The following is a 21,951-nucleotide window of genomic DNA, read 5'->3' as shown; positions in this document are numbered from 1 at the left end:
CGAATGCGGTTTCAATTGCAATGTTTTCTTGAGCATCGCGGAATCGCCGCTAGGGTGCAGCGCTTTATACCTGCGCCCCGATGGGGACGGGCGCACACAGGGATCTATAAGAGAGGGACCCGCACCATCATGGCATCTCAAGCGCCAGTGCACGGCGATTCCGCCGGCACCATCCTGGGCCATCCGAAAGGCCTGTTCGTCCTGTTCTTCGCCGAGATGTGGGAGCGTTTTTCCTATTACGGCATGCGGGCGCTGCTGATTTTCTACCTGACGAAGCACTGGCTGTTTTCCGACGGGGAAGCGGGCATCATCTACGGCGCCTATACCGCACTGGTGTATATCGCGCCGGTGGTCGGCGGGTATCTCGCGGACAAGGCGCTGGGCCAGCGCAAGGCGGTGCTGTTCGGGGCCGTCCTGCTGACGCTGGGCCATTTCTTCATGGCGTTCGAAGGGGCCCCTGCCGCCGGCAATACGGACAACCCCATCATCTACGTCTTCTGGCTGGCATTGGCGCTCATCATCGTGGGTTCGGGCTTCCTGAAGGCGAACATCTCCGTGATGGTCGGCCAGCTCTACCCGCGCACCGACGTGCGCCGCGACGGGGCCTACACCATCTTCTACATGGGCATTAACCTCGGCGCGGCCATCGGTTCGCTGCTGTGCGGCTACATCGGCGAAACCTATGGCTGGGCCTACGGCTTCGGCCTTGCCGGCATCGGCATGCTGCTGGGCCTCGTGGTGTTCATCTGGGGCAAGCCGCTGCTGCTGGGCCGGGGCGAACCGCCCAAGGCGCTTGCGAAGGGCCGCGAGTTCTCGGTCTATGCCATCGGCATCGCCTTCGTCGCCCTGTGCTGGGTCGCCATCCAGTACCAGGACGCGGTCGGTGTGTTCCTCGGCACCTTCGGCGCGGCGCTGGTCTGCTACGTGCTGGCCATCGCCACCTTCCAGCTGCCCTATGGCAGCTATTCCAACGCGCCGACGCCGGCGTTCTATTCCTATGTCGGCAGCAGCCTGCTGCTGGTGGTGTCGATGTTCTTCGTGTCGTCCGGCAACGAGGCATGGCAGTGGCCCGCCTCGATCGGCTTCGGCGGCGTGCTGACCATCATGATCCTGCAGATGATCGCCAAGACCGACCATGACCGCGACCGGATCATGGCCGCGATGTTCCTGATCATCGTCTCGGTCATCTTCTGGGCGCTGTTCGAACAGGCGGGCTCCTCGCTCAACCTGTTCACCGATCGCCATGTCGATCGCGGCGGCGTTCCCGCCTCCACATTCCAGTCGATAAACGCGATCTACATCATCCTGCTGGCCCCGGTCTTCGCGACCACGTGGACCGTGCTGGGGCGCAAGGGGCTGGAACCCTCCACCCCGATGAAGTTCGGCCTCGGCGTGATCCAGGTCGGCCTCGGCTTCCTCGTCCTCGTCTGGGGCGCGCAGTCGGTGGGCGTGGATGTGCCCACGCCGGTGATCTTCATCTTCCTCATCTACCTGCTGCACACGACCGGCGAGCTGTGCCTGTCGCCGGTGGGCCTGTCGGCGATGAACCGCCTGGCCCCGGCACAGATCGCGTCGCTGATCATGGGCACGTGGTTCTTCGCATCGGCCACCGGCAACTTCGTGGCCGGCCAGATCGCTGCCGCGACCGGCGGTGAAGGCGTCGGCGAAGCAGCCGGCAAGCAGGTCGTGCTGGACGTCTATTCCACCGTCGGCTGGTATGCCGTCGGCGTGGGCGTCGCGGTGATGGTCGTGAGCCCGCTGATCAAGAAGCTGATGCACCTCGAAACGCTGGCCGACGACGATGTGGGTGACGATCTGGAAGGCCAGGCAGAGGGTCCGGGCGAACCGATGGGCGCAGGCGTCCACCCCTCCACCCGTCCCGGCAACTGAGCGCGAAAATGGGAATGACGATGAGAGCCAATGCACTTCTGACACTGGGGAGTGCGTTGGCACTCTCCGCCTGCGCGTCGACGGCAGGGGGATCGGACACGGCCAGCACGGGTACGGCGAACCCGGCGGCTGAGAACCCCTTCCCCTCGACCTACGAGCCCTATCCCGGCACGCCCACCGCGCTGGTGGGTGCGACCGTCTATGACGGCGCAGGCGGGGTGATCGAAGGCGGCGTGGTGCTGTTCCGCGACGGCAAGGTCGTGGCCGTGGCGCAAGAGCTCTCGACCGAAGGCTACACCGTAGTCGACGGCACCGGAAAATACGTGACGCCGGGCATCATCGACATCCATTCCCATCTCGGCGACTATCCAACACCCAGCGTCGATGCGCATAGCGACGGGAACGAGGCGACCAACCCGACCACCCCCGACGTCTGGGCCGAACATTCCGTCTGGCCACAGGACCCGGGTTTCTCCCGCGCGCTGGCCAATGGCGGGATTACCTCGCTGCAGATCCTGCCCGGCAGCGCGAACCTGATCGGCGGCCGCTCCGTCACGCTGAAAAACGTCTACAGCCGCACGGTGCAGGGCATGAAATTCCCCGGCGCGCCTTACGGCATGAAAATGGCCTGCGGCGAGAATCCGAAGCGGGTCTACGGCAATCGCGGGCGCAAGCCTTCCACCCGCATGGGCAATATCGCCGTCGCCCGCCAGACCTGGCTCGATGCCAAGGAATGGGCCGATGGCGACCGCAAGAAACGCAATCTGGAAAACGAGACGCTGGCCGGCGTGCTGGACGGCGACATCCTGGTTCACAACCATTGCTACCGCGCCGACGAAATGGCCATCGTCATGGATATGGCGAAGGAGATGGGATACCGCGTCTCCGCCTTCCACCACGCGGTGGAGGCCTACAAGATCGGCGACCTCCTGCGCGAGAACGAGGTATGCTCCGCCATCTGGGCCGACTGGTACGGCTTCAAGATGGAAAGCTATGACGGCATTCCCGAAAACGGCGCGCTGCTGCAGAACGCAGGCGCCTGCGTCGTCATCCATTCCGACGACGAAAACGGCATCCAGCGCCTCAATCAGGAAGCAGCGAAGGCGCAGGCCGCCGGTGCGCGCATGGGTATCGCCATTCCCGATGCCGAGGTCATTTCCTGGATCACGCTGAACGCGGCGAAGGCGATGGGCATCGACGGCATGACCGGCAGCCTGGAAACAGGCAAGATGGCCGACGTCGTGCTGTGGAACGGCGATCCGCTGAGCGTCTACTCCCGCCCGGACAAGGTCTGGGTCGATGGCGCGTTGATGTACGATGCCGCCGATCCCAAGCGCAAACCGGTGAGCGATTTCGAACTCGGCCAGCCGGGCGAAGGAGATGTGAAATGAAGCGCCTCCTGAAAACCGCCGCCGCGCTCGCCGTGTCCGCCGCCCTTACAGGGCCGCTCGCAGCGCAGGATTTCGCCATCACCAATGCCACTGTCGCGACCGGCGACGGCAGCGAGCCGATGGAAAACGCCACGGTCGTCGTTCGCGCAGGCCGCGTCGTCGCCGCCGGTGCTGGCGCGGCAGTGCCCGCGGGCATGCAGGCGGTAGACGGGACGGGAAGCTGGATAACGCCCGGCTTCTTCGTACCGCTGACCGATCTCGGGCTCTACGACGTCGACGGCGTCAGCGAGAGCAACGACATCGCGGCGAGCAATTCGCCCTTCTCCGCCGCGCTGGACGTGGCCACCGCGCTCAACCCGGCATCGCAGCACGTGGCAGTCAGCCGCGCAGGCGGCGTGACCCGGGCCAGCGTTTCGCCGCGCCCCTCTTCCTCCATCTTCGGCGGACAGGGCGCGGTCGTCGACCTCGGCGCGGATCCGGACATGCTCCGCCGCGCGCGGGCCTTCCAGATCGTGGCGCTGGGCGAATACGGCGCCCGGCTGGGCGGTGGCAGCCGCACCGGTTCGCACGCCCTGCTCCGCAACGCCCTGCGCGAGGCGCGGCAATACGGCACCGATGCCCGCATCCCGGGCAGTCCTTCGCGCCCGGCAGAGCAATCTTCCGGCGACGACATCCCGCTCGATCCCAGGCTGGTCGACAACCGGACCCAGCGCGGCGACGATACCTTGCTTACCCGTTTCGATGCCGCCGCCCTCGTGCCCGTGGTGCGCGGGGAACAGCCGCTCTACGTCGTGGTCGAACGCGCGTCGGACATCCGCCGGGCTATCGCCCTGACCGACGAATTTCCCGCGCTCGACCTCGTACTGGTCGGCGCGAGCGAGGGCTGGATGGTCGCACGCGAAATCGCGGCATCGGGCATTCCGGTCGTGGCCGACCCGCTCGACAACCTGCCCGCCAGTTTCGAGCAGCTGGCCGCTACGCAGAGCAATATCGGACGGATGGTGGATGCCGGGGTGAAGGTCGCCATCGGCGGCCTGTCGGGCGGCATCACGGGTCCGCGCACCGCCCCGCAATTCGCGGGCAACCTGGTGGCCCTGTCGCGTGTGCCGGGCGCCACCGGCCTGACCTGGGGGGAGGCGCTGGCATCCATCACGTCGATCCCGGCCGAAATCTCCGGCTTCGGCGGGCGTTACGGCGTCCTCGCACCGGGGGCAGCCGGCGACGTGGTAATGTGGGATGGCGATCCGCTGGAAGTCGGCTCGTCTCCGCAGCGCGTGTTCATCGACGGGGTGGAACAGCCCCTTGCCAACCACCAGTCACGCCTTCGCGAACGCTACCGCGACCTTGACGAAAGCGACCTGCCCAAGGCCTATGACTGGTAAGACGACGAAGGAACCGGCGATGAAGTCGACATTCTATGCCCTTGGTGCTGCGGCGCTTGCCGTAGGCGCGGTGACTTTCGCGCAGGAGCCCGAGCGTCCGCAGATGGACATGGCCTGGCACAGCGCGCAACAGCTTGCCCTGGCCGAACGGGCCGCCTCGGGCGACTGGCGTGCGCTCGACGGCGGATTGCTGTGGCGCAGGGTCGAAGGGGACGGCACGGGCGCGAAGCCCTCCGTCTCCGACACCGTGACCGTGCATTATGCCGGGACCTTCATCCACGGGGAAACCTTCGACAGCTCGTTCGATCGGGGCGAACCTGCGACCTTCCCGCTCGGCCGCCTGATCCCGGCCTGGCAGATGGCAATTCCGCAAATGGGCGTGGGCGATACGATCGAACTCGCCGCCCCCGCCACGCTGGCCTACGGACCGGTGGGCAAGGGGCCGATCCCGGGCGGCGCGACCTTGCTGTTCAAGGTCCAGCTGCTGGGCATCGAGGGTCAGGAGTAAGGGCCAGGTGGACCCGGCGCTCCTCTCGCTGGCCGCCGCCAACACCGCTTTTGTCGGCACCCATTTCGCACTGTCGCACCCCTTGCGCGCGCCGCTGGTTCGCGCGCTGGGCGCCGGTGGCTTCCAGATGGTCTACAACCTCGTCGCCGCGGCGACGCTGGCATGGATCTATTTCGCCTTCGTCGCAGTTGGCGGCGGCGCGCCCTTGTGGGGCGGTTTCGGTGACGGCGTCTGGATTGTCGCCAGCGTGTTGAGCCTTGCCGGGTCGGTCCTGTTCACCGGCTCGATCGTCCGGCCGAACCCGGCCTTGCCGACGCCGATGGCAGCGAAGCAGGCAAAAGGCACACCGCAGGGCGCGCTGCGCGTTACACGCCACCCTATGATGTGGGGCTTCGCGTTGATCGCGCTCGCTCACCTGATCGCGGCCCCCACACCGCGCACGCTGATTACCATGGGCGCGATGCTGTTCCTCGCGCTGGTCGGAGCGAAGCTGCAGGACGGGAAGAAGCGCGGACAAATGGGCGAGGCGTGGGAGCACTGGGAAGCACAGACCACCTACATGCCCCGCCTGTCGCATGTCGGCGCTATCGGGGCGGTCCCGTGGATCGGCGGCGCGCTGCTATGGCTGGCGCTCACCTACGCCCATATCCCGACGGGAGGGATGGCGGCGGGTCTCTGGCGATGGCTGACGTAGGGCGCGATCCAGGCCCAGCCAGAACCATTAACGGACCGCGACCGCCACCCTATCGCCAGGAATATTCGTGTAGGCGCCGCCGTCGCCGTCGGCAGTGAATTCGATCAGGATGTCAACGCGGTGATCGCAGCCGACCAGGGGCCAGACTTCCGCCCAGCTTCCCGAATAGCGTATTCCAAAGCTGTCTTCGGCTAGATCTTCGCCTCGCGCCTCAACGCGTGTCGCACCAAGAGTGAATTGCGTATCTTCGGAACAATCCACGCCCATGCGCTTCAAAGCGGATATGGCTGCAAGCTTCGCCAGGGGGAGGGTGTCGACGAAGAGGGAATCCCACGCAATCGAATTACCCCGATTTACCCGGATAGCGCGCATGCTGCCATCGCCCGTCTGCATGATCTGAAAACGAACAGGCTCGGAATCGCATGATGGCAAGCGTGTTTCCACGAACCACCCGTTTTTAAGTTGCCGCATAGCGACAGAGCGGAAAATGAATCGGTCCGCCGTCGCCGGTCTCACGTTTTCAATGACAATTTCCCCATCGGCACAGGCTGGGGACAGGGGATAAAGTTCCTCCAGAAGTTGCCGAACCACAGGCTCGATCTCCGCCGCCGATGGGGTAGGCGCAGCGTTGTCCCAAGCCTGCAAACGCTGCTTCACCAAGGGATGCTGGGCCTGCGCTCCACCAAAGGCCAGACAAAGCGCCCCGCCAGTGGCGACGGTCCAGGCAAGGGCTCTCCTGATGTTCACCATGCCTCAGTCCGATCCGGAATCAGGCCCGCGCCTCTTCGACACCTGCCGAATTATGCCGCAGCGCCTTCAGCACTGTGTCGACGATGTGGGGCGCGTTGAGGCCGGCCTCGTCATACTGCTTTACCGGGTCGTCGTGGTCGATGAACATGTCGGGCAGGCGCAGCGTGCGCACTTTCAGCCCCGCATCGGTCAGGCCCTCGTCAGAGGCATGGGTCAGTACGTGCGCGCCGAGGCCGCCGATGGCGCCTTCCTCGATCGTCACGACCACTTCGTGGCTCTTCATCAGACGCTCGATCAATGCCGTATCGAGCGGTTTGGCGAAGCGCATGTCGGCCACGGTCGTGCTCAGGCCCTTGGCCTCGAGCTGGTCGGCCGCCTTTTCCGCCTCTGCCAGTCGCGTGCCGAGCGACAGCAGGGCGACCTTGGTCCCTTCGCGCACTACGCGGCCCTTGCCGATTTCCAGCTTCTGCGGCGTTTCGGGCAGGTCCACGCCCACCCCATTGCCGCGCGGATAGCGGAAGGCGATGGGCCCGTCGTCATATTCGGCGGAGGTATAGGTCATGTGGACCAGTTCCGCCTCGTCCGCGGCGGCCATGACCACGAAATTCGGCAGGGTCGCCAGATAGGTAATGTCGAAGCTGCCCGCATGGGTCGCGCCGTCGGCCCCCACCAGCCCGGCGCGGTCGATGGCGAAGCGCACGGGCAGGTTCTGGATCGCCACGTCATGCACCACCTGGTCGTAGGCGCGCTGCAGGAAGGTCGAGTAGATCGCGGCGAACGGGCGCATGCCCTGTGCCGCCAGCCCCGCGGCGAAAGTCACGCCGTGCTGTTCGGCGATGCCCACATCGAAACTGCGATCGGGATGCGCCTTGGCGAACTTGTCGACGCCTGTACCGCTCGGCATGGCGGCGGTGATGGCGCAGATGCGGCTGTCCGTTTCGGCCAGCTTCGCCAGCGTTTCGCCGAACACGTTCTGGTAGGCGGGCGGCCCGGCCTTGGACTTCGCCTTCTCGCCGGTGACGACGTCGAATTTCGGCACGCCGTGATACTTGTCGGCGCTGTCTTCGGCGGGCTGGTAGCCCTTGCCCTTGGTCGTTACGACATGGATCAGGACCGGGCCCTGTTCGCTGTCGCGCACATTTTCCAGCACGGGCACGAGGTGATCGAGATTGTGCCCGTCGATCGGGCCGACATAGTAAAAGCCCAGTTCCTCGAACATGGTGCCGCCGGTGACCATGCCGCGAGCGTATTCCTCCGCCTTGTCGACCGCCTTGTGCACCCGGCGCGACAGCTTGCGCGTGATGCGCGAGGCGAGGCTGCGCAGGCCGAGATACTCGCTGGAGGATACCATTCGCGCGAGATAGGCCGACAGGCCGCCCACCGGCGGCGCGATGCTCATGTCATTGTCGTTCAGGATCACGACCAAGCGATTGCCCGCCTGTTCGGCATTGTTCATCGCTTCGTAGGCCATCCCGGCGCTCATCGCGCCGTCGCCGATCACCGCGATCGCCTTGCCCGGCGCGCCGTTCAGCTTGTTCGCCACGGCAAAGCCGAGCCCGGCGGAAATCGATGTGCTGGAATGCGCCGCGCCGAAGGGATCGTATTCGCTCTCGCTCCGCTTGGTGAAGCCGGAAAGTCCGCCGCCCTGCCGCAGGGTGCGGATGCGGTCGCGCCGCCCGGTCAGGATCTTGTGCGGATAGGCCTGATGGCCGACATCGAAGATCAGCTTGTCGTCGGGCGTGTTGAAAACATAATGGATCGCCGTGGTCAGCTCCACCACGCCCAGCCCGCTGCCCAGATGGCCGCCGGTGCTGCCGACGGCATCGATCATCTCGGCCCGCAATTCATCGGACAATTGCCGAAGCTGTTCCGGCTTCAGCTTGCGAAGGTCTTCGGGCGTGTCGACGGTGTCGAGCAGCGGCGTATCGGGGCGGGTCGTCATGGCCCAATCGCTTACACGCGGAAATGGGACCTGTCGATGAACGAGAGCAACCCTCGCCCCCGTATGCAGATCAGGGCTTCAGGCGCAGTCGCTGCACAGGCCGCGCAGTTCGACCACCGGGCGGACATCGGAGAACCCCTTGGCCTGCCCGGCCCGGCGCAGCGCACCGGTCAATTCGTCATTGTCGAAATGGCTGGCCGTGCCGCAATCGTCGCAGATCAGGAACACGCAGTCGTGGCGGCAACCGGGATGCGTATTGACGAGGAAGGCATTCGCGCTCTCGATCCGGTTGGCGAGGTTGCCGTTCACGAAGATGTCGAGGATGCGGTAAACGCTGTTGGGCGCGACGCGGCTTCCCCGCTTGCGCGAGAGGTTGTCGGCGATGTCGTAGGCGGAAACGGGCCGGTCGTGGCTGGCCAGTTCCTCGAACACTTCGGCGCGCATGCCGGTCCAGCGCTCGCCGCTCGATTCGAGCGACGCCTTCGCCGCATCCGACAAGGCTTCGCCCGCCAGTTCGCGGTGGCCCGGTGCGTGTGTTTCACTCATGTCCGGCAATGTAGCGACGGCAAAGCCGCTTCGCCAGACCCGCCTGCCGAACGCGCCGGAAGGGGGGCAGGGTCAATTGCGGCGGAAGCTGGCGCGGTAATGTTCGGGGAAGAACTGCGCCAGCGCGCGGACCTTCGGCTTGTCCCAGCGCAAGATGTATCCGTGGTTCGGATTTTTCGCGGCGAAGTCCTGATGATAGGTTTCCGCCGGGTAGAAGGTTTTTGCAGGCCGGATCGGGGTGACGATGGGCCTGGACCATTTCCCCGATCGCTTGATCTGCGAAAGATAGGTCAGCGCGACCGTGCGCTGCTCGCTGCTCAGCGGAACGATCTCGGCATTGTAATGCGGCCCGCGGTCCGGGCCCTGCCGGTCCTTCAGCGTCGGATCGGCCACGACCGAGAAGAAGATGCGCAGCAATTCGTCGTAGCGCACCACGCTGGGGTCATAGGTAACCTTCACCGCCTCAACGTGGTCGGTAATCCCGCTGGAGACGAGCTTGTAGCTGGCCGAGCGTTTCGTGCCGCCGTGATAGCCCGATACCGCGCTGGTCACGCCTTTGACATGGCTGAACACGGCCTCCACGCCCCAGAAGCAGCCACCGGCGAAAACCGCGGTCTTCAGGCCGGGCGCTTCCTTCGCCGCGCGGTCCGCCGCGGGTGCCTTCAGGTGGTTTTCCGCCGCCAGGGCCGGTCCCTGGCAACCGGACATGACCAGACCTGCTGCGGCCAGAAGGGGGAGGAGAGTTCGTTTCACGGGCGAGGAACCGTCAGCCGACCGTCGCTGCAACGGCCTGCGGAATGGCAGACAGGTCGCCCGGCGCGAAGGCCGCGCCGACAATGCCGAGGCCGATGAGGAATCCGATGCCGAAACTGGCGTAAAGGTCGCGTTTGAACTTGAACATGGGGGTGCTTTCGATGTTTTCAGACATGTGGTTACACCATGACCGTTTACAAGCCGCTGAACCGCCCGGTTGCGCGCCGTTCAGGCACGGGCGCGCAAACATCCGCCCGCCATATCGGGAGCGCGCTGCGCATGATTTTCACCCTGCCGAAAATTACAGGTAGCAGCCGGTTGATCGCAGCGTCGGTCTCTGCCCTCCTGCTGGCCGCTTGTACTGCCGAACCCGGTTCCGACCGGCCGGCGCCCGCTCCCTCCGGAGAAAACGCGGACATTCCCGCCGTTGCGAGCGAAGAAACGGTGACGGGTCCGGGATCGGCCTTCGCAGCTATCGAGGGGCAGTGGGCAGTACGCAGTGTGGGCAATACCCCGTTTTCGGGCAATCAGGGCATCGTCAATTTCCAGAGCGAAACCTTCTTCAGCCACGAGGCGGGCTGCGGGGGCGGACATCCGGCCTTCTACGAGGCAACGCCCGGCGGCGATCTCAGAACGTCGCGGAGGGAGGCGGTCATCATCGGCAAGTGCTCCGGTCCACAGGCCGCCTCGCTGGAAAGGCTGCTGGCAGAATTCATCGACCGGGCAAGCGGATGGTCGCTGGAAGAGGACGGTTCGCTGGTGCTGACCTCTGCCGACGGGACCCGCGCCGTGCTCGGCCGGCCACAGGGGCCGCGGCCCGAATTACAGGGCGAATGGCGTGTCCTGTCGATTGGCGGGGAGGCGTGGGACGGCGCGCGAGACGCCCGCGTCACGATTTCGCACGACTATATCGGTGGCGGGACGGGCTGCAACAGCGGGGGCTCGTCCTATCGCTCGCCCCGGCCCGGTAGCCTCGTGCTCGATTCGATGCCAACCACGCTGAGGCGATGCGAGGACGCGCTGATGCAGGCCGATGCCCGGCTGTTTGGTGCCCTTCGCACGGTCACGGGATACGAAGTCCGCGGCGACCGGCTAACCCTGACGGGATGGCAGCCGATCGAACTGGAGCGAATGCCCGGCTGATCCCTGCCGATCAGTGCCGGAAATGGCGCATCCCGGTGAAGACCATCGCAAGGCCGCGCTCGTCGGCGGCGGCAATCACCTCGTCGTCGCGGATCGAGCCGCCCGGCTGGATGATGGCGGTCGCCCCGGCTTCGGCTGCGGCCAGCAGGCCGTCGGCGAAGGGGAAGAAGGCATCGGACGCCACAGCGCTGCCCACGGTGCGCGGTTCCGGCCAGTCGTATTTCTCCGCCGCTTCCGCCGCCTTCATCGCGGCGATCCGGCTGGAATCGCGGCGGTTCATCTGGCCTGCGCCGATGCCCGCCGTCGCCCCGTCCTTCGCATAGACGATGGCGTTCGATTTCACGTGCCGCGCTACGGTCCAGGCGAACAGGCAATCCTTGAGTTCCTGTGCCGTCGGTTCGCGCCTGGTCACGACCTTCAGTTCGTCCTGCGTGATCGCGCCGTTGTCGCGCGTCTGGACCAGCAGGCCGCCGGTAATCGGCTTGACCAGCAAGCCGCCGCGGCGCGGTGCGGGCATATCGCCGGTCAGCAGCAGGCGCAGGTTCTTCTTCTTCGCAAAGGCTTCCCGCGCGGCATCGTCAGCCGATGGGGCGACGACGACTTCGGTAAAGATCTTCGAGATGGCTTCCGCGGTCGGCCCGTCGAGCGGCCGGTTGACCGCCACGATGCCGCCAAAGGCGGACACGCTGTCGCAGGCGAGCGCCGCTTCCCACGCTTCCAGCAGGGTCGGGGCCTGCGCGACGCCGCACGGATTGGCGTGCTTCACGATGACGACCGCAGGCTCTTCACCGGAAAATTCGCTGACCAGTTCCAGCGCGGCGTCGGCGTCGTTGTAATTGTTGTAGCTCAGCTCCTTGCCCTGCACCTGGCTGGCCTGCGCGATCCCCTTCGCATGTGGGCCGACCGGGGTGTAGAGCGCCGCTTTCTGGTGCGGGTTCTCGCCATAGCGCAGCTCCACCGGGTCGCGGCCATTCACCGCCAGCATCGACGGGAAGGTTTGGCCCTGGTCGGAAAAGGCGAACCACTGGCTGATCATGGAATCATAGGCAGCGGTGGCGGCAAAGGCCTTGGCCGCCATTCGCTTGCGGAAGTCGAGCGAGGTCGCGCCATTGCCGTCCGCCAGTTCGCTGGCGAGCGTATCGTAATCCGCCGGGTCGGTCACGATCGTGACATAGCGGTGATTCTTTGCAGCCGAACGAACCATGCTGGGTCCGCCGATATCGATGTTCTCGATGATCTCGTCCCGCTCCGCGCCCTTCGCCACGGTGGCTTCGAAGGGATAGAGATTGACGATCACGAGGTCGATGGCGCCGATTCCGTGGGTTTCCATCGCGGCGGCGTGGTCCGCATCGTCGCGCACGGCCAGCAATCCGCCATGCACTTTTGGATGGAGCGTCTTGACGCGGCCATCCATCATCTCCGGAAACTCGGTGATGTCCGAGATGTCGCGCACATCCATCCCGGCCTCGCGCAGCATCCGTGCGGTCCCGCCGGTGGAAATGAGCTCAACCCCGGCCTTCGCCAGCTTGCCTGCCAGATCGGCAAGACCGGTTTTGTCGGACACCGAAAGGAGGGCCCGGCGGATCGTTACATCACCCATGTATTCGTCTTTCCCGTCTTTGGTCAGCTCATCCGCTTGAACAACCAGGAGAAGCTCCCGCCGCTGCGCGATGTCAGTCCTTGCAATGTCAGCTGCTCGATAGGCTGGGGACGCCCCTGCCCGTCAACCCACATGCTTTCCTCGATACCCAGTTCACCGGCGGCATCGCCTGCCACGCGAAATTGCCACAGCCGCCCGTCGGGCAGGCCGAGACTGGCACCGCGCCGGTCGTCGCTCAGCCGCAGGTCGATGCCCTGGCCGATATGGAACCGAATGGCGAAGCCGATCTTGCCGCGCTTGCCCTTCTTGCCCACCGGAACCAGCACGTCTTCCCCGCGCAGCTCGCTGCCATCGTCCCGCAGGACGAGGATGCGGCGGTGGTGCAATCCGTAACGCGCGGCATAGCCGTCATGCGTGGCCTCGATACGGGTGGCTGCGCCCTGGTTGGTCTTCAGCTGCCGCCGGTCGACCTCGACCTCGTTCACGCCGCTACCCAGCTGCCCCTTTATATGCACAGCCGTCGAATTGACGTCGTCCAGCACCAGCGTCGAATGCGCGGCGGTGGCGCGCAGGCCCTGTTCGATCCGGTGCGGGACCATACCGCCGGCCAGCGCAGCGCCGCCGCAATTGACGATCAGGCGCTGGCCATTGTCCGACATCTCGAAAGCGAGCGTGCTGGCGCAGCCCGTGCGGGCATGACGCGGCAGAGGCGGAGGCGCGGCATCGAATTGCAGCACCGTCTTCGCACCGGTCGCGCGCTGGTATCCCCACTGGCGCACGTCCTTCAGCGGGCGGGTCCGCACGCCGCTGGCGCGCACCAGCGCCGCGACTTTCTCCGTCGGGGTGGCGCCCGATCCCTGCCAGTTGCCCAGACCCGCTTCGCCGTGGAGCAGGCCCAGAAGCGGCGGGACGAGCAGTTCCATCATCGTCGCGATGGCTTCGGGCGGGTCGCGGTCCGTCGCCTCGTAACAGGCGGTCAGCTCCACCAGCAGGGCCAGAGCATCCATCTGCGCCAGCGGGCTGCGGGACAGGACGCCGCCATCCTCTGCAATGCAGTCGCCCAGCGCCCGGGCCAGACCCGCTTCGCCGAACAGGCGACGGGCGCGGCCATCGGACAGCAGCAGCCCTGCAGCGACGATGGCGGTCCAGCCGGTGATAAGGCCGATGCCGTCCTGCGCCTTGCCGACATTGCGATCGAGCCAGCGCGCGGTTTCGGCCATCGAATCCAGCAGACGGTCGCGCAGCTTGACGTCGTCGAGGACCAGCGGGGCATGGACGAGCCATGCCAGCAGGCGATTGCCGACCTGCTCGACATCCCAGGCCGCGCCCTTGCCGGGGCGCGGATTGGCATCGAGCCAGCGTGCGGTGATGCGCGAGGCGACCGGGGCTGCCTGCTGCCGCGGACAGGCGCCGGCAAGGTCGCGCATCCATGCAAAGCCGTGGACGACACGCTGGAACGGCGGCGTCAGCCGGACGGAGGACGAGGCAAAGTCCATCTGCGCGATCGGCGCCTTGACGCCGTGCACGAGGAAATGGCCCGCCCGCAGGGCAACGCCGCTGGCCCGGTCGCCGCTCAGGGGGCCGTCGACGATCGCCGCGACGCGCGGACGCGCCGGGCGTTTGAGCGGGGACGTCAGCGTATGGCCCGGAATGCCCATGCGATAGGCGAAGCGCAGGAAGCGGTCGGCCGCCCCCAGCGTTGGCGCGGCAAGATCGCTCGGCACCAGGGCGCGCGAAGGCTCGAGGATGCGGGCATTCACTTCCCGCTCGACCGTGGACCCCTGTGCATCGACCACGAGATCGTCCGTGCGGTCGCCCGATCTGGCCGAACCGCCGCTCAGCGGGATGGCCAGCTGGCTGTCTGCCCCGGCTTCGGACGCCCCGGTTTCGACCGCACCGTTTTCGGCGTTCAAGTCCGTCTCCGCGCGGGCCTCACCCGCATGCAGGGAGTCCAGCCGGTCGGTCATCAGCCCTCGCCTTTCAGCGCGGCGATATTGGCCGCGTAGCAATCGGGCCCGCCCTTGAACGTGGCGGAACCCGCAACGAGGACATCGGCCCCCGCCGCGACGCATTGCCTCGCGGTTTCGGGATTGACCCCGCCATCCACTTCCAGGTGGATGTCGCGGCCGCTGGCATCGATCTTTTCCCGGATGGCGGAAATCTTTGCCAGCTGGCTGTCGATGAAGCTCTGCCCGCCGAAGCCGGGATTGACGCTCATCACCAGGACGAGGTCGATCATGTCCATCAGATTGTCCAGCACCTCCACCGGCGTGCCAGGATTGAGGGACACGCCCGCCTTCTTGCCCATGCCCTTGATCGCCTGCACGGTGCGGTGGACATGGGCCCCCGCCTCGGGATGGACGGTGATGATGTCCGCGCCCGCATCGGCGAATTCCTGCAGGTAGGGATCGACCGGCGAGATCATCAGGTGGACGTCGAACACCTTCTTCGAATGCGGGCGAAGGGCCTTCACCACCATCGGGCCGATCGTGATGTTCGGGACGTAATGTCCGTCCATCACGTCGACATGGATCCAGTCCGCACCCGCCTCGTCGACGGCGCGCACTTCTTCGCCCAGGCGCGCGAAATCGGCGGACAGGATGCTAGGGGAAATCAGCGGCTGTTTTGGCGGCATGGTATGTTCGGGCTCTGCTGCGATGGGTACTCCTAGCTGAGGCGCGAATCATGCATCAACGACGCGTCTTTCCTTATCCACATCGATACACCGCAAAAGGCGCACGGATCGCGCCAATTCACGCTGAATTCACAGCCAACCGGCTAAATAGCAGCGCAAGGATACGGGCAGGCCTGCTTGAAAAAGGCGCCCGAAAGGGAACTGATTTTATGAAGACAGCTTCGAAATACGCGCTTGCCGCCGTGATGGGCGTCGGCCTCGTCGCAGGCGGCATCTCCGCGCCGGCTTCGGCACAGTACCGGCAGAAAATCTCAAACGACATGGGCAAGTGCGCCGCCGGCGCCGGTCCTGCCGTGCGGGTGACGGTGCAGGGGATCAAGTCTTCGTCGGGCCGCGTGCGGGTGCAATCCTATCGCGGGACGGAAGCCGACTGGCTGGAATCGGGCCGCTGGATCTACCGGATGGAAGCGCCTGCGAAAGCCGGCACGATGACCTTCTGCATGCCCGTGCCCTCGGCCGGCACCTACGGGGTTGCCGTGCGCCACGACGTCAACGGCAACGGCAAGACCGATATCCGCGCCGACGGCGGTGCGATGTCGAACAACCCGTCGATCAATATCTTCAACCTCGGCAAGCCGAGCTATAAGAAGACCCGGTTCGATGTCGGTAACGGGGTCGAGAGCATCACTATCCAGATGCGGTATTTCTGACGGTCATCCGAACGCACACCCGGACTTCAAAGGTCGCGATTGGCGGCGCGCTTTGCCCGCAGCACGCGGATGAGCGCGCCGGGCGCGGCCAGTAGCGGGTGTTTTTCGGCAAAGGGCGTCACTTCCAGCGCCACGCCGGTGTGCCGCTCGACCTTCCATGCACCGTATTTCGCGGCCCCTTCGAAGGTCGTCGTCGCTTTCCCGAGCCGGACGATGTTGAGCGCCTTGCCGAGCCGTTGCCGCTTTGCCCACGAGCGCAGGATACGCTGGCGCTCGCCCGCCGCGAACCGAGGGGCGAGCGTGCCGCCGACCTGCTCGAAGGCGAGGCCGTCCGCAATCCATGCCGCCGGCAGCAGGCCGTCGAAATGGGCTGCGTTAACCGAGAGGATGGAATCCTCCCGCCCCGCTTTCTCGACCCGGAATTCCGCCGTATAGGTCGCCTTGAACAGCGCGCGCCAGAAATCGGCGGCCTGTCCGCTGCGCGGCCCCAGCGCCGCCGCCAGCCGCGCCGCAGTGCGGGCGGCATCGGCCAGCGCCAGGAGCACCGCGTCGCGCGCGGCGTCGTCGCGGGCCCAGACCAGCGCGCTGGGCTGGACGAAGCGCGCCCATATGGTGGTGTCGCGGCTGTCCCCGCGGGCAGCCTTCGCGAATTGCCCCATGCTCATCGTCGCCGCCTTGGCGCGCAGCATTTCCTCGCCCGCGGGGCGTTCGTGATAGCTGACGCGCGGCCAGATGCGTTCGCGCTGGGGCCCTTCGTGAAGCAGGTAGAAATCGAGCACCCCGTCGAGCGATTCCGTCCTGAGGTTGGAGCCGTAGAACAGCGCGGCGACCGCGCCCGTCTCCTGCGCCAGGGCCTTTGCGAACGCCGCCACTTCGGGCCGGACATCCCGCGCCACTGCCCCGGCGACGCGTTCTTTAAGGCTGCCCGTCATCGCCCGGCAGCCGTCACGGAACCACGAAGGTCAGTTCCGGACCCGGGGTCACGCAATAGCGCCCGGGATCGAAACGCTCCCCGTCAAGGATGAAGCCGTCGCCAAGGTCGAGGTCGATGCGGTCGGTGCTGGCCCGGTGCAGCCCCGCTTCCGCCATCCAGTCCGGCCGCCAGCCCTTCAGGATCGGGGGCAGCTGGAATGCGAAGCGGCGCAGGAACCGGTCGACGGCGAAGACGCGGATCGGGCCGGGCAGTTCGCTGAACGGGTCCAGCCCGGCGGGGAAACGCTGCAGGGTAGAGGCGAAAAGCGCGCTGCGGCGCGATGGCTCGCCATGGCGGCTGTGCGGCAGCGGTTCGAGGTCCGGCCCCAGCTTCACATCCATCGGCGCGCCCCGTTTCCACGGATTGCGGTCCGACCCGAACAGCATCTGAAGAAAACCCCAGGTCGCAGTCGCGCCCACGGCCAGCCCTTCGAATGCGCCCAGCCGGTGTGCGCCCTGCCCGCTGTCGATCGCCGCGACGAATGCGCCTGCGCCGAGAATGAAGCCGAGGCGAACAAGCGGATCGTCCGTCTCGCCCATCGGCTCCAGCACCAGGGGCCGGCGTTTCAGCTTGCGCCCGTCGCGGTGGGCCAGGATCGCTTCTTCCAGCGACCAGCTGCGCGGCATGTCGAGATCGATGGTCAGCGCATTGGTCTTGCCCCGGGGAAGGACGGCAAGGGCGGGCCAGTCGTCGCCGAACACCATGTTTCCGCCGGTCAGCGCGTCGCGCACCGTCCCGTCGCCGCCATTGATGACCAGCAGTTCCACCCCGCTGTCGACGAAGCGCTGCATCGCAGCCTTCAGATCGCGGCGGCGCTGCGGCTGCTCCACACGGATGACCGGGTAATCGAGTTCGCGCGGCTCGTTCCCGCGATTGCGGTGGCTGCGCGGATTATACAGCACGCCGGTCACGGGCAGTCCGGGCTCTGCACTGAGCCTCTTGTTCGTATCGGGTCGCGCTGGGTCGGCCATGGTTGCTGCCCGCATAAGCGCATTCGGCGCGTCCATGCCAGCCTTTGCATGGCCGATGTCACCGATGACCGTCCGCTGGCAGCCCTTGGACGTCGATTTGCAGCAACGCTTTACGCAGGCGGCGAAGGCAGACACTCTCGTACGCAAGACGAGATCCGGGCGATTCGCACCGGACCGCTGGAGAGAGACCGATGACCGAGGCAATCAACCACGACACGTTCGGAGACGCACTGGCCCATCACGCGCAGGCGCAGCCCGATGCCCCGGCCCTGCGGTTCGGCGAGCGGGTGACCACCTTCGCCGAGTATGACCGGCGGGCGACGCAGATCGCGAACGGCCTTGCCGCGCTGGGCCTGCGGAAGGGCGACCGGGTCGCGTATCTGGGCAAGAATTCGGACCAGGCGGTGGAACTGACTCTGGGGGCGGCCCGGGGCGGTTTCGTCATCGTGCCGGTCATCTGGCGCCTCGCCCCGGCAGAGGTCGCCTGGATCCTGGAAGACAGCACCGCCCCCGTCCTGTTCGTGGAAGACGAATTTTCCGGCGTGTCCTTCGCGGGCCGCAAGATCGCGATGGGCGAGGAATTCGCGCAGTGGCGGGACAGCCAGTCCGATGCCCCCGTCACGGCAGAGGTCACCCGCGACGATCCGGTGGTGCAGCTCTACACTTCGGGCACGACGGGGCGGCCCAAGGGCGTCGTCCTCAGCCACTGGAACGGCACCAATCTCAGGCCCGTGCTGCAGCGCGAAGGTATCTACTGGTACTGCGCGGAACCCGGCGACACGATGATCCTCGCCATGCCCTATGGCCATATCGCCGGGCTGGGATCGGCAATGAACGCCGCGCAGGCGGGGACAGAGCTGATCCTGCATGCCGAATTCGACCCGGCGCTGACCATCGCCGATATTCGCAGGCACAAGGTGAAATGGATATTCCTGGTCCCGGCGGCACTGCGGATCATGCTGGCCCATCCCGATGCGGAAAATGCCGACTTCTCCAGCGTGAAGGGGCTGACATACGGCGCGTCCCCCATCCCGCTCGACCTGCTGAAGGAAGGGGTCGATCGGCTGGGCTGCGAATTCGCCCAGCTCTACGGCATGACCGAAACCTGGGGGACGGTCGTCAGCCTGGCCCCGGAAGACCACCGGCCGGGGCGCGAAGACAAGATGCGCAGCGCAGGCAAGCCGCTGCCGGGCGTCGAAATCGCCATTTTCGACGAAGACCGTAGGCGCCTGCCCGCCGGCGAAATCGGCGAGGTCGCAATCCGCAGCGACTGCGTCATGATCGAATACTGGAACCGGCCGGAAGAGACCGCGAAGACGCTGACCGAGGACGGATGGCTGCTGACGGGCGATGCCGGCATACTGGACGAGGAAGGCTATCTCTTCATCCAGGACCGGATCAAGGACATGATCATCACCGGCGGGGAGAACGTCTATCCGGCCGAGGTCGAAAGCGCGCTCTACGGGCATGACGATATCGCCGATGTCGCCGTGATCGGCGTGCCGGACGAAAAATGGGGCGAGGCTGTGAAGGCCGTGGTGGTCGCAAAACCGGGATGCTCGCTCGAGCAGGACGGCGTGATTGCCTACGCCAAAGAGCGCATCGCGGGCTTCAAATGCCCCAAATCGGTCGATTTCATCGAGGCCCTGCCGCGCAATCCGTCGGGCAAGATCCTGCGCCGGGAACTGCGCGCGCCCTATTGGGAAGGGCAGGAAAGACAGGTCAGCTAGGCACGGGCAGGCGGCGAAAACCCGCGCCCCTCAGCTCGAAACACTGGCCCGTTCCACCAGGCGGACCGGTGCGCGGGCCGTCCCGCCCTCGCCCTCTTCAGGCTCCTCGCCGGACAGGCTGCGTTCGACCAGCAGGCGGGCGGCCTGCGCGAAATCCGGTTCTATCGTGGTGAGCGGCGGGTTGCTGTGCGCCCCGCCCTCCACTCCGTCGAAACCGATGACGCCGACAGCGCCGGGCACGTCGCACCCGGCCTCTGCCAGCGCGCCGAGACCGCCCAGCGCCTGCGCATCGCAGGCGAAGAACAGGGCATCCATCGGCTTGCCGGAGGCCATCATGGCCTGGATCGCGGCGCGCCCTTCCTCGGCCCGCGTGGCATTGCTGGGCGGCACGATACAGTCATGGGCAAGCCCCGCATCTTCCGCCGCCGCGACCATGCCGCGATACCGTTCGCCGAACTGGGGCTGGTCGCCCGTCGGCTGGCCGACGAAGGTTACGGCACGGTGCCCCGCGCGTGCCAGCCGCTCCACCGCGATGCGGGCAGCGCTTGCATTGTCGGACCGGATTTCCACTTCCTTGTCGAACGGCGAAGCCCAGCTCGACACGTTTGCCCGTTCCAGCAGCGGGGCATGGAAATCCCAGGCAGGCGTGTTCACCGTCGTCCCGATCAGGATGATGCCGTCGGCCTGCCCGCTCTCGATATAGTCGTGGTAGAACTGCGCGGGGTCGCACTGGAACGAGACGAGCGCATCGAGCCCGCGTGCCGAAGCTTCTGCGCAGACCGCGCCCAGCAGTTTGTAATGGAAGGGATTGATCGCGCCCGGCGCAGCGCCCGCCCGGCCGATCACGATTACGGCCAGCGTGCCCGTGCTGCCCCGGCGCAGGCGCGCTGCATGTTCGTTGACGCGGTACTGGAGCTTGCGCGCGGCCTCTATCACGCGGCTGCGCGTCGCTTCCGTAATGCTGTCGCATCCGGACAGCGCACGGCTGACGGTCGACTGGCTCACGCCAGCAGCCTCGGCGACATCGATCGAGGTGACCCGCCGCGCCTTCTTGACCTCCGCTCCCATCCCTCCCGGATAGAGCCGGCACCACGAACGGGCAAGCTCGCACGGCGCGCGGGTGAAGGAGGCCGCCGAAAAGTACAGAAAAGCTGGCGCAACCGACAGGATTCACACCTGTGACCTCTACCTTCGGAAGACAACGCCTAGTGCCGAAAATCGCAGAAAACAGACGTTTACGCGACCAGAATCTGCGGAATAATGAACGAATAAGCCACGAACAGCCCCCAATTGGGTGTATCCCCTTACCATACGAAACGGTTTGTGGCTGTATAATGGGCACTACAACAAAACCCCTCACTACCGCCCAATTCTTCCGCCAGTTTCCTGACGACGAGACTTGTCTCCAGGACCTCATTGATGTTCGCTTTGGCGAAGGCTTCGAGTGCCAAGTGTGAGCGCGCGTCTAAGGGGCTTCGCATCAAGGCAGAGCGCGCTTATTCGTGGTCAGCGGTGCGGCCACCATCGCACCCAACCGTGAGCACCCCGTTTGCAAAGACGCGCACACGGTTACAGCTTTGGTTTTATGCCATCCAACTGTTCACCACGTTGCGCCACGACGTATCGAACGAGGAATAGCGGCGTCAGCTAGGCGTCACCTACAAGACGGCTTGGCCCATGGCGAAGCTGATCCGCGAGTACATGGCGGACGTTGACGGCGACAAGCCCATTGGCGGTCCCTTTAAGACGGTTGAGATCGATGAAACGTTGGTTGGCGGATATCGCCGCAACGGTATGGGCGGCAAAGGCAGAACAGTCGTCTTCGGGATGCTCAATGAGAGCGGCGATGTTGTCACCGAAATGGTTCCAAGCCGTAAAAGCGGCACATTGCCACACCATATCGTCAAGAACGTGCGCCCCTACAGCCAAATCCACACTGATTCGTACGTTGTTTACGGCGGCTTGTCGACGTTGAATGGCTATTGGCAGAAGCAGATTGATCACTCGATTAACAAATATGTCTTGGCAAATGGTGCAACCGTCAATGGCAACGACAACTTCTGGCGGCATCTAAAATGCGCAATCTCCGGAGCGCACGTCAGCGTTAGCCCGAGATACCTCGGCTCCTATGCCAAAAAGTTCGAGTTCCGCTTCAATCGTCCCAATCGTCCGAAGACGATGTTTCCGGAGCTGATTTCGACTTTCCTGCCATCGCCTGCACAGTCCGAGTAAAGGCGTCTTAGTCGCCACTCTCGCCTTGATGATCCGTGATGAAATGGTCGAGTTACCTTGGCCGATGGCTTCACGCAGCGTTAGCACCTTGCACCTTTGTC

19 protein-coding genes and 1 pseudogene are annotated in these 21,951 nt (G+C 65.5%); 9 read left to right on the top strand and 11 right to left on the bottom strand.

Annotated features, from left to right (window positions below; genetic code table 11):
* The first annotated feature begins 129 nt into the window (after window positions 1-129).
* From ACGHJ7_RS05615 to ACGHJ7_RS05595, 5 genes are read left to right on the top strand one after another with little or no spacing between them, the layout of a single operon-like run.
* A complete protein-coding gene (locus tag ACGHJ7_RS05615) occupies window positions 130-1,890 on the top strand; it encodes a peptide MFS transporter (RefSeq protein ID WP_390475255.1) in 1,761 nt (586 codons plus the stop codon).
* Window positions 1,891-1,910: 20 nt separating this feature from the next.
* A complete protein-coding gene (locus ACGHJ7_RS05610; protein ID WP_390475253.1) occupies window positions 1,911-3,281 on the top strand; it encodes an amidohydrolase in 1,371 nt (456 codons plus the stop codon).
* Window positions 3,278-4,663, top strand: a complete 1,386-nt coding sequence (locus tag ACGHJ7_RS05605) for an amidohydrolase family protein (RefSeq protein ID WP_390475251.1) — start codon at window positions 3,278-3,280, stop codon at window positions 4,661-4,663. The genes ACGHJ7_RS05610 and ACGHJ7_RS05605 overlap by 4 nt, the downstream gene beginning before the upstream one ends.
* Window positions 4,653-5,171 carry an FKBP-type peptidyl-prolyl cis-trans isomerase gene (locus ACGHJ7_RS05600; RefSeq protein WP_390475248.1) on the top strand — a complete coding sequence of 173 codons (519 nt, stop codon included), beginning with the start codon at window positions 4,653-4,655 and terminating at the stop codon, window positions 5,169-5,171. The genes ACGHJ7_RS05605 and ACGHJ7_RS05600 overlap by 11 nt, the downstream gene beginning before the upstream one ends.
* Window positions 5,172-5,178: 7 nt before the next feature.
* Window positions 5,179-5,865, top strand: coding sequence for an NnrU family protein (locus ACGHJ7_RS05595; protein ID WP_390475245.1), 687 nt, complete (start codon window positions 5,179-5,181; stop codon window positions 5,863-5,865).
* Window positions 5,866-5,892: 27 nt separating this feature from the next.
* On the opposite strand, the gene ACGHJ7_RS05590 is transcribed toward ACGHJ7_RS05595, so the two are convergent.
* The 5 genes from ACGHJ7_RS05590 to ACGHJ7_RS05570 all read right to left on the bottom strand — a co-directional run bounded on the left by ACGHJ7_RS05590 (window position 5,893) and on the right by ACGHJ7_RS05570 (window position 10,031).
* A complete protein-coding gene (locus tag ACGHJ7_RS05590) occupies window positions 5,893-6,615 on the bottom strand; it encodes a hypothetical protein (RefSeq protein WP_390475243.1) in 723 nt (240 codons plus the stop codon).
* A gap of 19 nt (window positions 6,616-6,634) precedes the next feature.
* On the bottom strand, window positions 6,635-8,557 hold the full coding sequence (gene dxs, locus ACGHJ7_RS05585; RefSeq protein ID WP_390475240.1) for a 1-deoxy-D-xylulose-5-phosphate synthase: 1,923 nt from the start codon (window positions 8,555-8,557) through the stop codon (window positions 6,635-6,637).
* Between the two features lie 78 nt (window positions 8,558-8,635).
* On the bottom strand, window positions 8,636-9,103 hold the full coding sequence (locus tag ACGHJ7_RS05580; RefSeq protein WP_390475238.1) for a Fur family transcriptional regulator: 468 nt from the start codon (window positions 9,101-9,103) through the stop codon (window positions 8,636-8,638).
* A 72-nt stretch (window positions 9,104-9,175) separates the two neighbouring features.
* Window positions 9,176-9,811, bottom strand: coding sequence for a peptide-methionine (S)-S-oxide reductase MsrA (msrA, locus tag ACGHJ7_RS05575; protein WP_390475594.1), 636 nt, complete (start codon window positions 9,809-9,811; stop codon window positions 9,176-9,178).
* Window positions 9,812-9,869: 58 nt separating this feature from the next.
* Complete coding sequence (locus ACGHJ7_RS05570; RefSeq protein ID WP_390475237.1) at window positions 9,870-10,031, bottom strand: hypothetical protein; 162 nt, start codon at window positions 10,029-10,031, stop codon at window positions 9,870-9,872.
* An 11-nt stretch (window positions 10,032-10,042) separates the two neighbouring features.
* On the opposite strand from ACGHJ7_RS05570, the gene ACGHJ7_RS05565 reads away from it, so the two are divergent.
* The gene (locus ACGHJ7_RS05565) at window positions 10,043-10,999 is read left to right on the top strand and encodes an META domain-containing protein (protein WP_390475234.1); all 957 of its coding nucleotides are present in this window, start codon (window positions 10,043-10,045) and stop codon (window positions 10,997-10,999) included.
* A gap of 10 nt (window positions 11,000-11,009) precedes the next feature.
* Here the strand turns inward: ACGHJ7_RS05565 and purH are convergent, their stop codons facing one another.
* Genes purH through rpe form a run of 3 tightly spaced genes read right to left on the bottom strand, consistent with a single transcriptional unit; the run spans window position 11,010 to window position 15,234 of the window.
* Window positions 11,010-12,599 (bottom strand): bifunctional phosphoribosylaminoimidazolecarboxamide formyltransferase/IMP cyclohydrolase, encoded by a 1,590-nt coding sequence (purH, locus tag ACGHJ7_RS05560; protein ID WP_390475233.1) that lies wholly within the window; start codon window positions 12,597-12,599, stop codon window positions 11,010-11,012.
* A 23-nt stretch (window positions 12,600-12,622) separates the two neighbouring features.
* Window positions 12,623-14,566, bottom strand: a complete 1,944-nt coding sequence (locus ACGHJ7_RS05555; protein ID WP_390475231.1) for a heparinase II/III family protein — start codon at window positions 14,564-14,566, stop codon at window positions 12,623-12,625.
* Window positions 14,566-15,234, bottom strand: a complete 669-nt coding sequence (rpe, locus tag ACGHJ7_RS05550) for a ribulose-phosphate 3-epimerase (protein WP_390475228.1) — start codon at window positions 15,232-15,234, stop codon at window positions 14,566-14,568. Before rpe ends, ACGHJ7_RS05555 begins: the two co-directional genes overlap by 1 nt.
* Before the next feature lie 209 nt (window positions 15,235-15,443).
* Between rpe and ACGHJ7_RS05545 the strand changes: the two genes are divergently transcribed.
* Window positions 15,444-15,944, top strand: coding sequence for a DUF2141 domain-containing protein (locus tag ACGHJ7_RS05545; protein WP_390475226.1), 501 nt, complete (start codon window positions 15,444-15,446; stop codon window positions 15,942-15,944).
* A gap of 26 nt (window positions 15,945-15,970) precedes the next feature.
* Here the strand turns inward: ACGHJ7_RS05545 and ACGHJ7_RS05540 are convergent, their stop codons facing one another.
* Entirely contained in the window at window positions 15,971-16,876 is a 906-nt protein-coding gene (locus ACGHJ7_RS05540) for a hypothetical protein (protein WP_390475223.1), read from the bottom strand.
* A gap of 13 nt (window positions 16,877-16,889) precedes the next feature.
* On the bottom strand, window positions 16,890-17,888 hold the full coding sequence (locus ACGHJ7_RS05535) for a diacylglycerol/lipid kinase family protein (RefSeq protein ID WP_390475220.1): 999 nt from the start codon (window positions 17,886-17,888) through the stop codon (window positions 16,890-16,892).
* A gap of 191 nt (window positions 17,889-18,079) precedes the next feature.
* Between ACGHJ7_RS05535 and ACGHJ7_RS05530 the strand changes: the two genes are divergently transcribed.
* Window positions 18,080-19,618 (top strand): fatty acid--CoA ligase, encoded by a 1,539-nt coding sequence (locus ACGHJ7_RS05530; RefSeq protein WP_390475218.1) that lies wholly within the window; start codon window positions 18,080-18,082, stop codon window positions 19,616-19,618.
* A 30-nt stretch (window positions 19,619-19,648) separates the two neighbouring features.
* On the opposite strand, the gene ACGHJ7_RS05525 is transcribed toward ACGHJ7_RS05530, so the two are convergent.
* Window positions 19,649-20,686 (bottom strand): LacI family DNA-binding transcriptional regulator, encoded by a 1,038-nt coding sequence (locus ACGHJ7_RS05525; RefSeq protein WP_390475215.1) that lies wholly within the window; start codon window positions 20,684-20,686, stop codon window positions 19,649-19,651.
* Between the two features lie 585 nt (window positions 20,687-21,271).
* Between ACGHJ7_RS05525 and ACGHJ7_RS05520 the strand changes: the two are divergent.
* A pseudogene (locus ACGHJ7_RS05520) lies at window positions 21,272-21,850 on the top strand (IS1595 family transposase); the annotation flags it as partial.
* Window positions 21,851-21,951 lie beyond the last annotated feature (101 nt).

The organism is Altererythrobacter sp. MTPC7 (genome assembly GCF_042851395.1).
GTDB lineage: Bacteria > Pseudomonadota > Alphaproteobacteria > Sphingomonadales > Sphingomonadaceae > CAJXSN01.
This window is presented reverse-complemented; position numbering and strand designations above follow the sequence as displayed.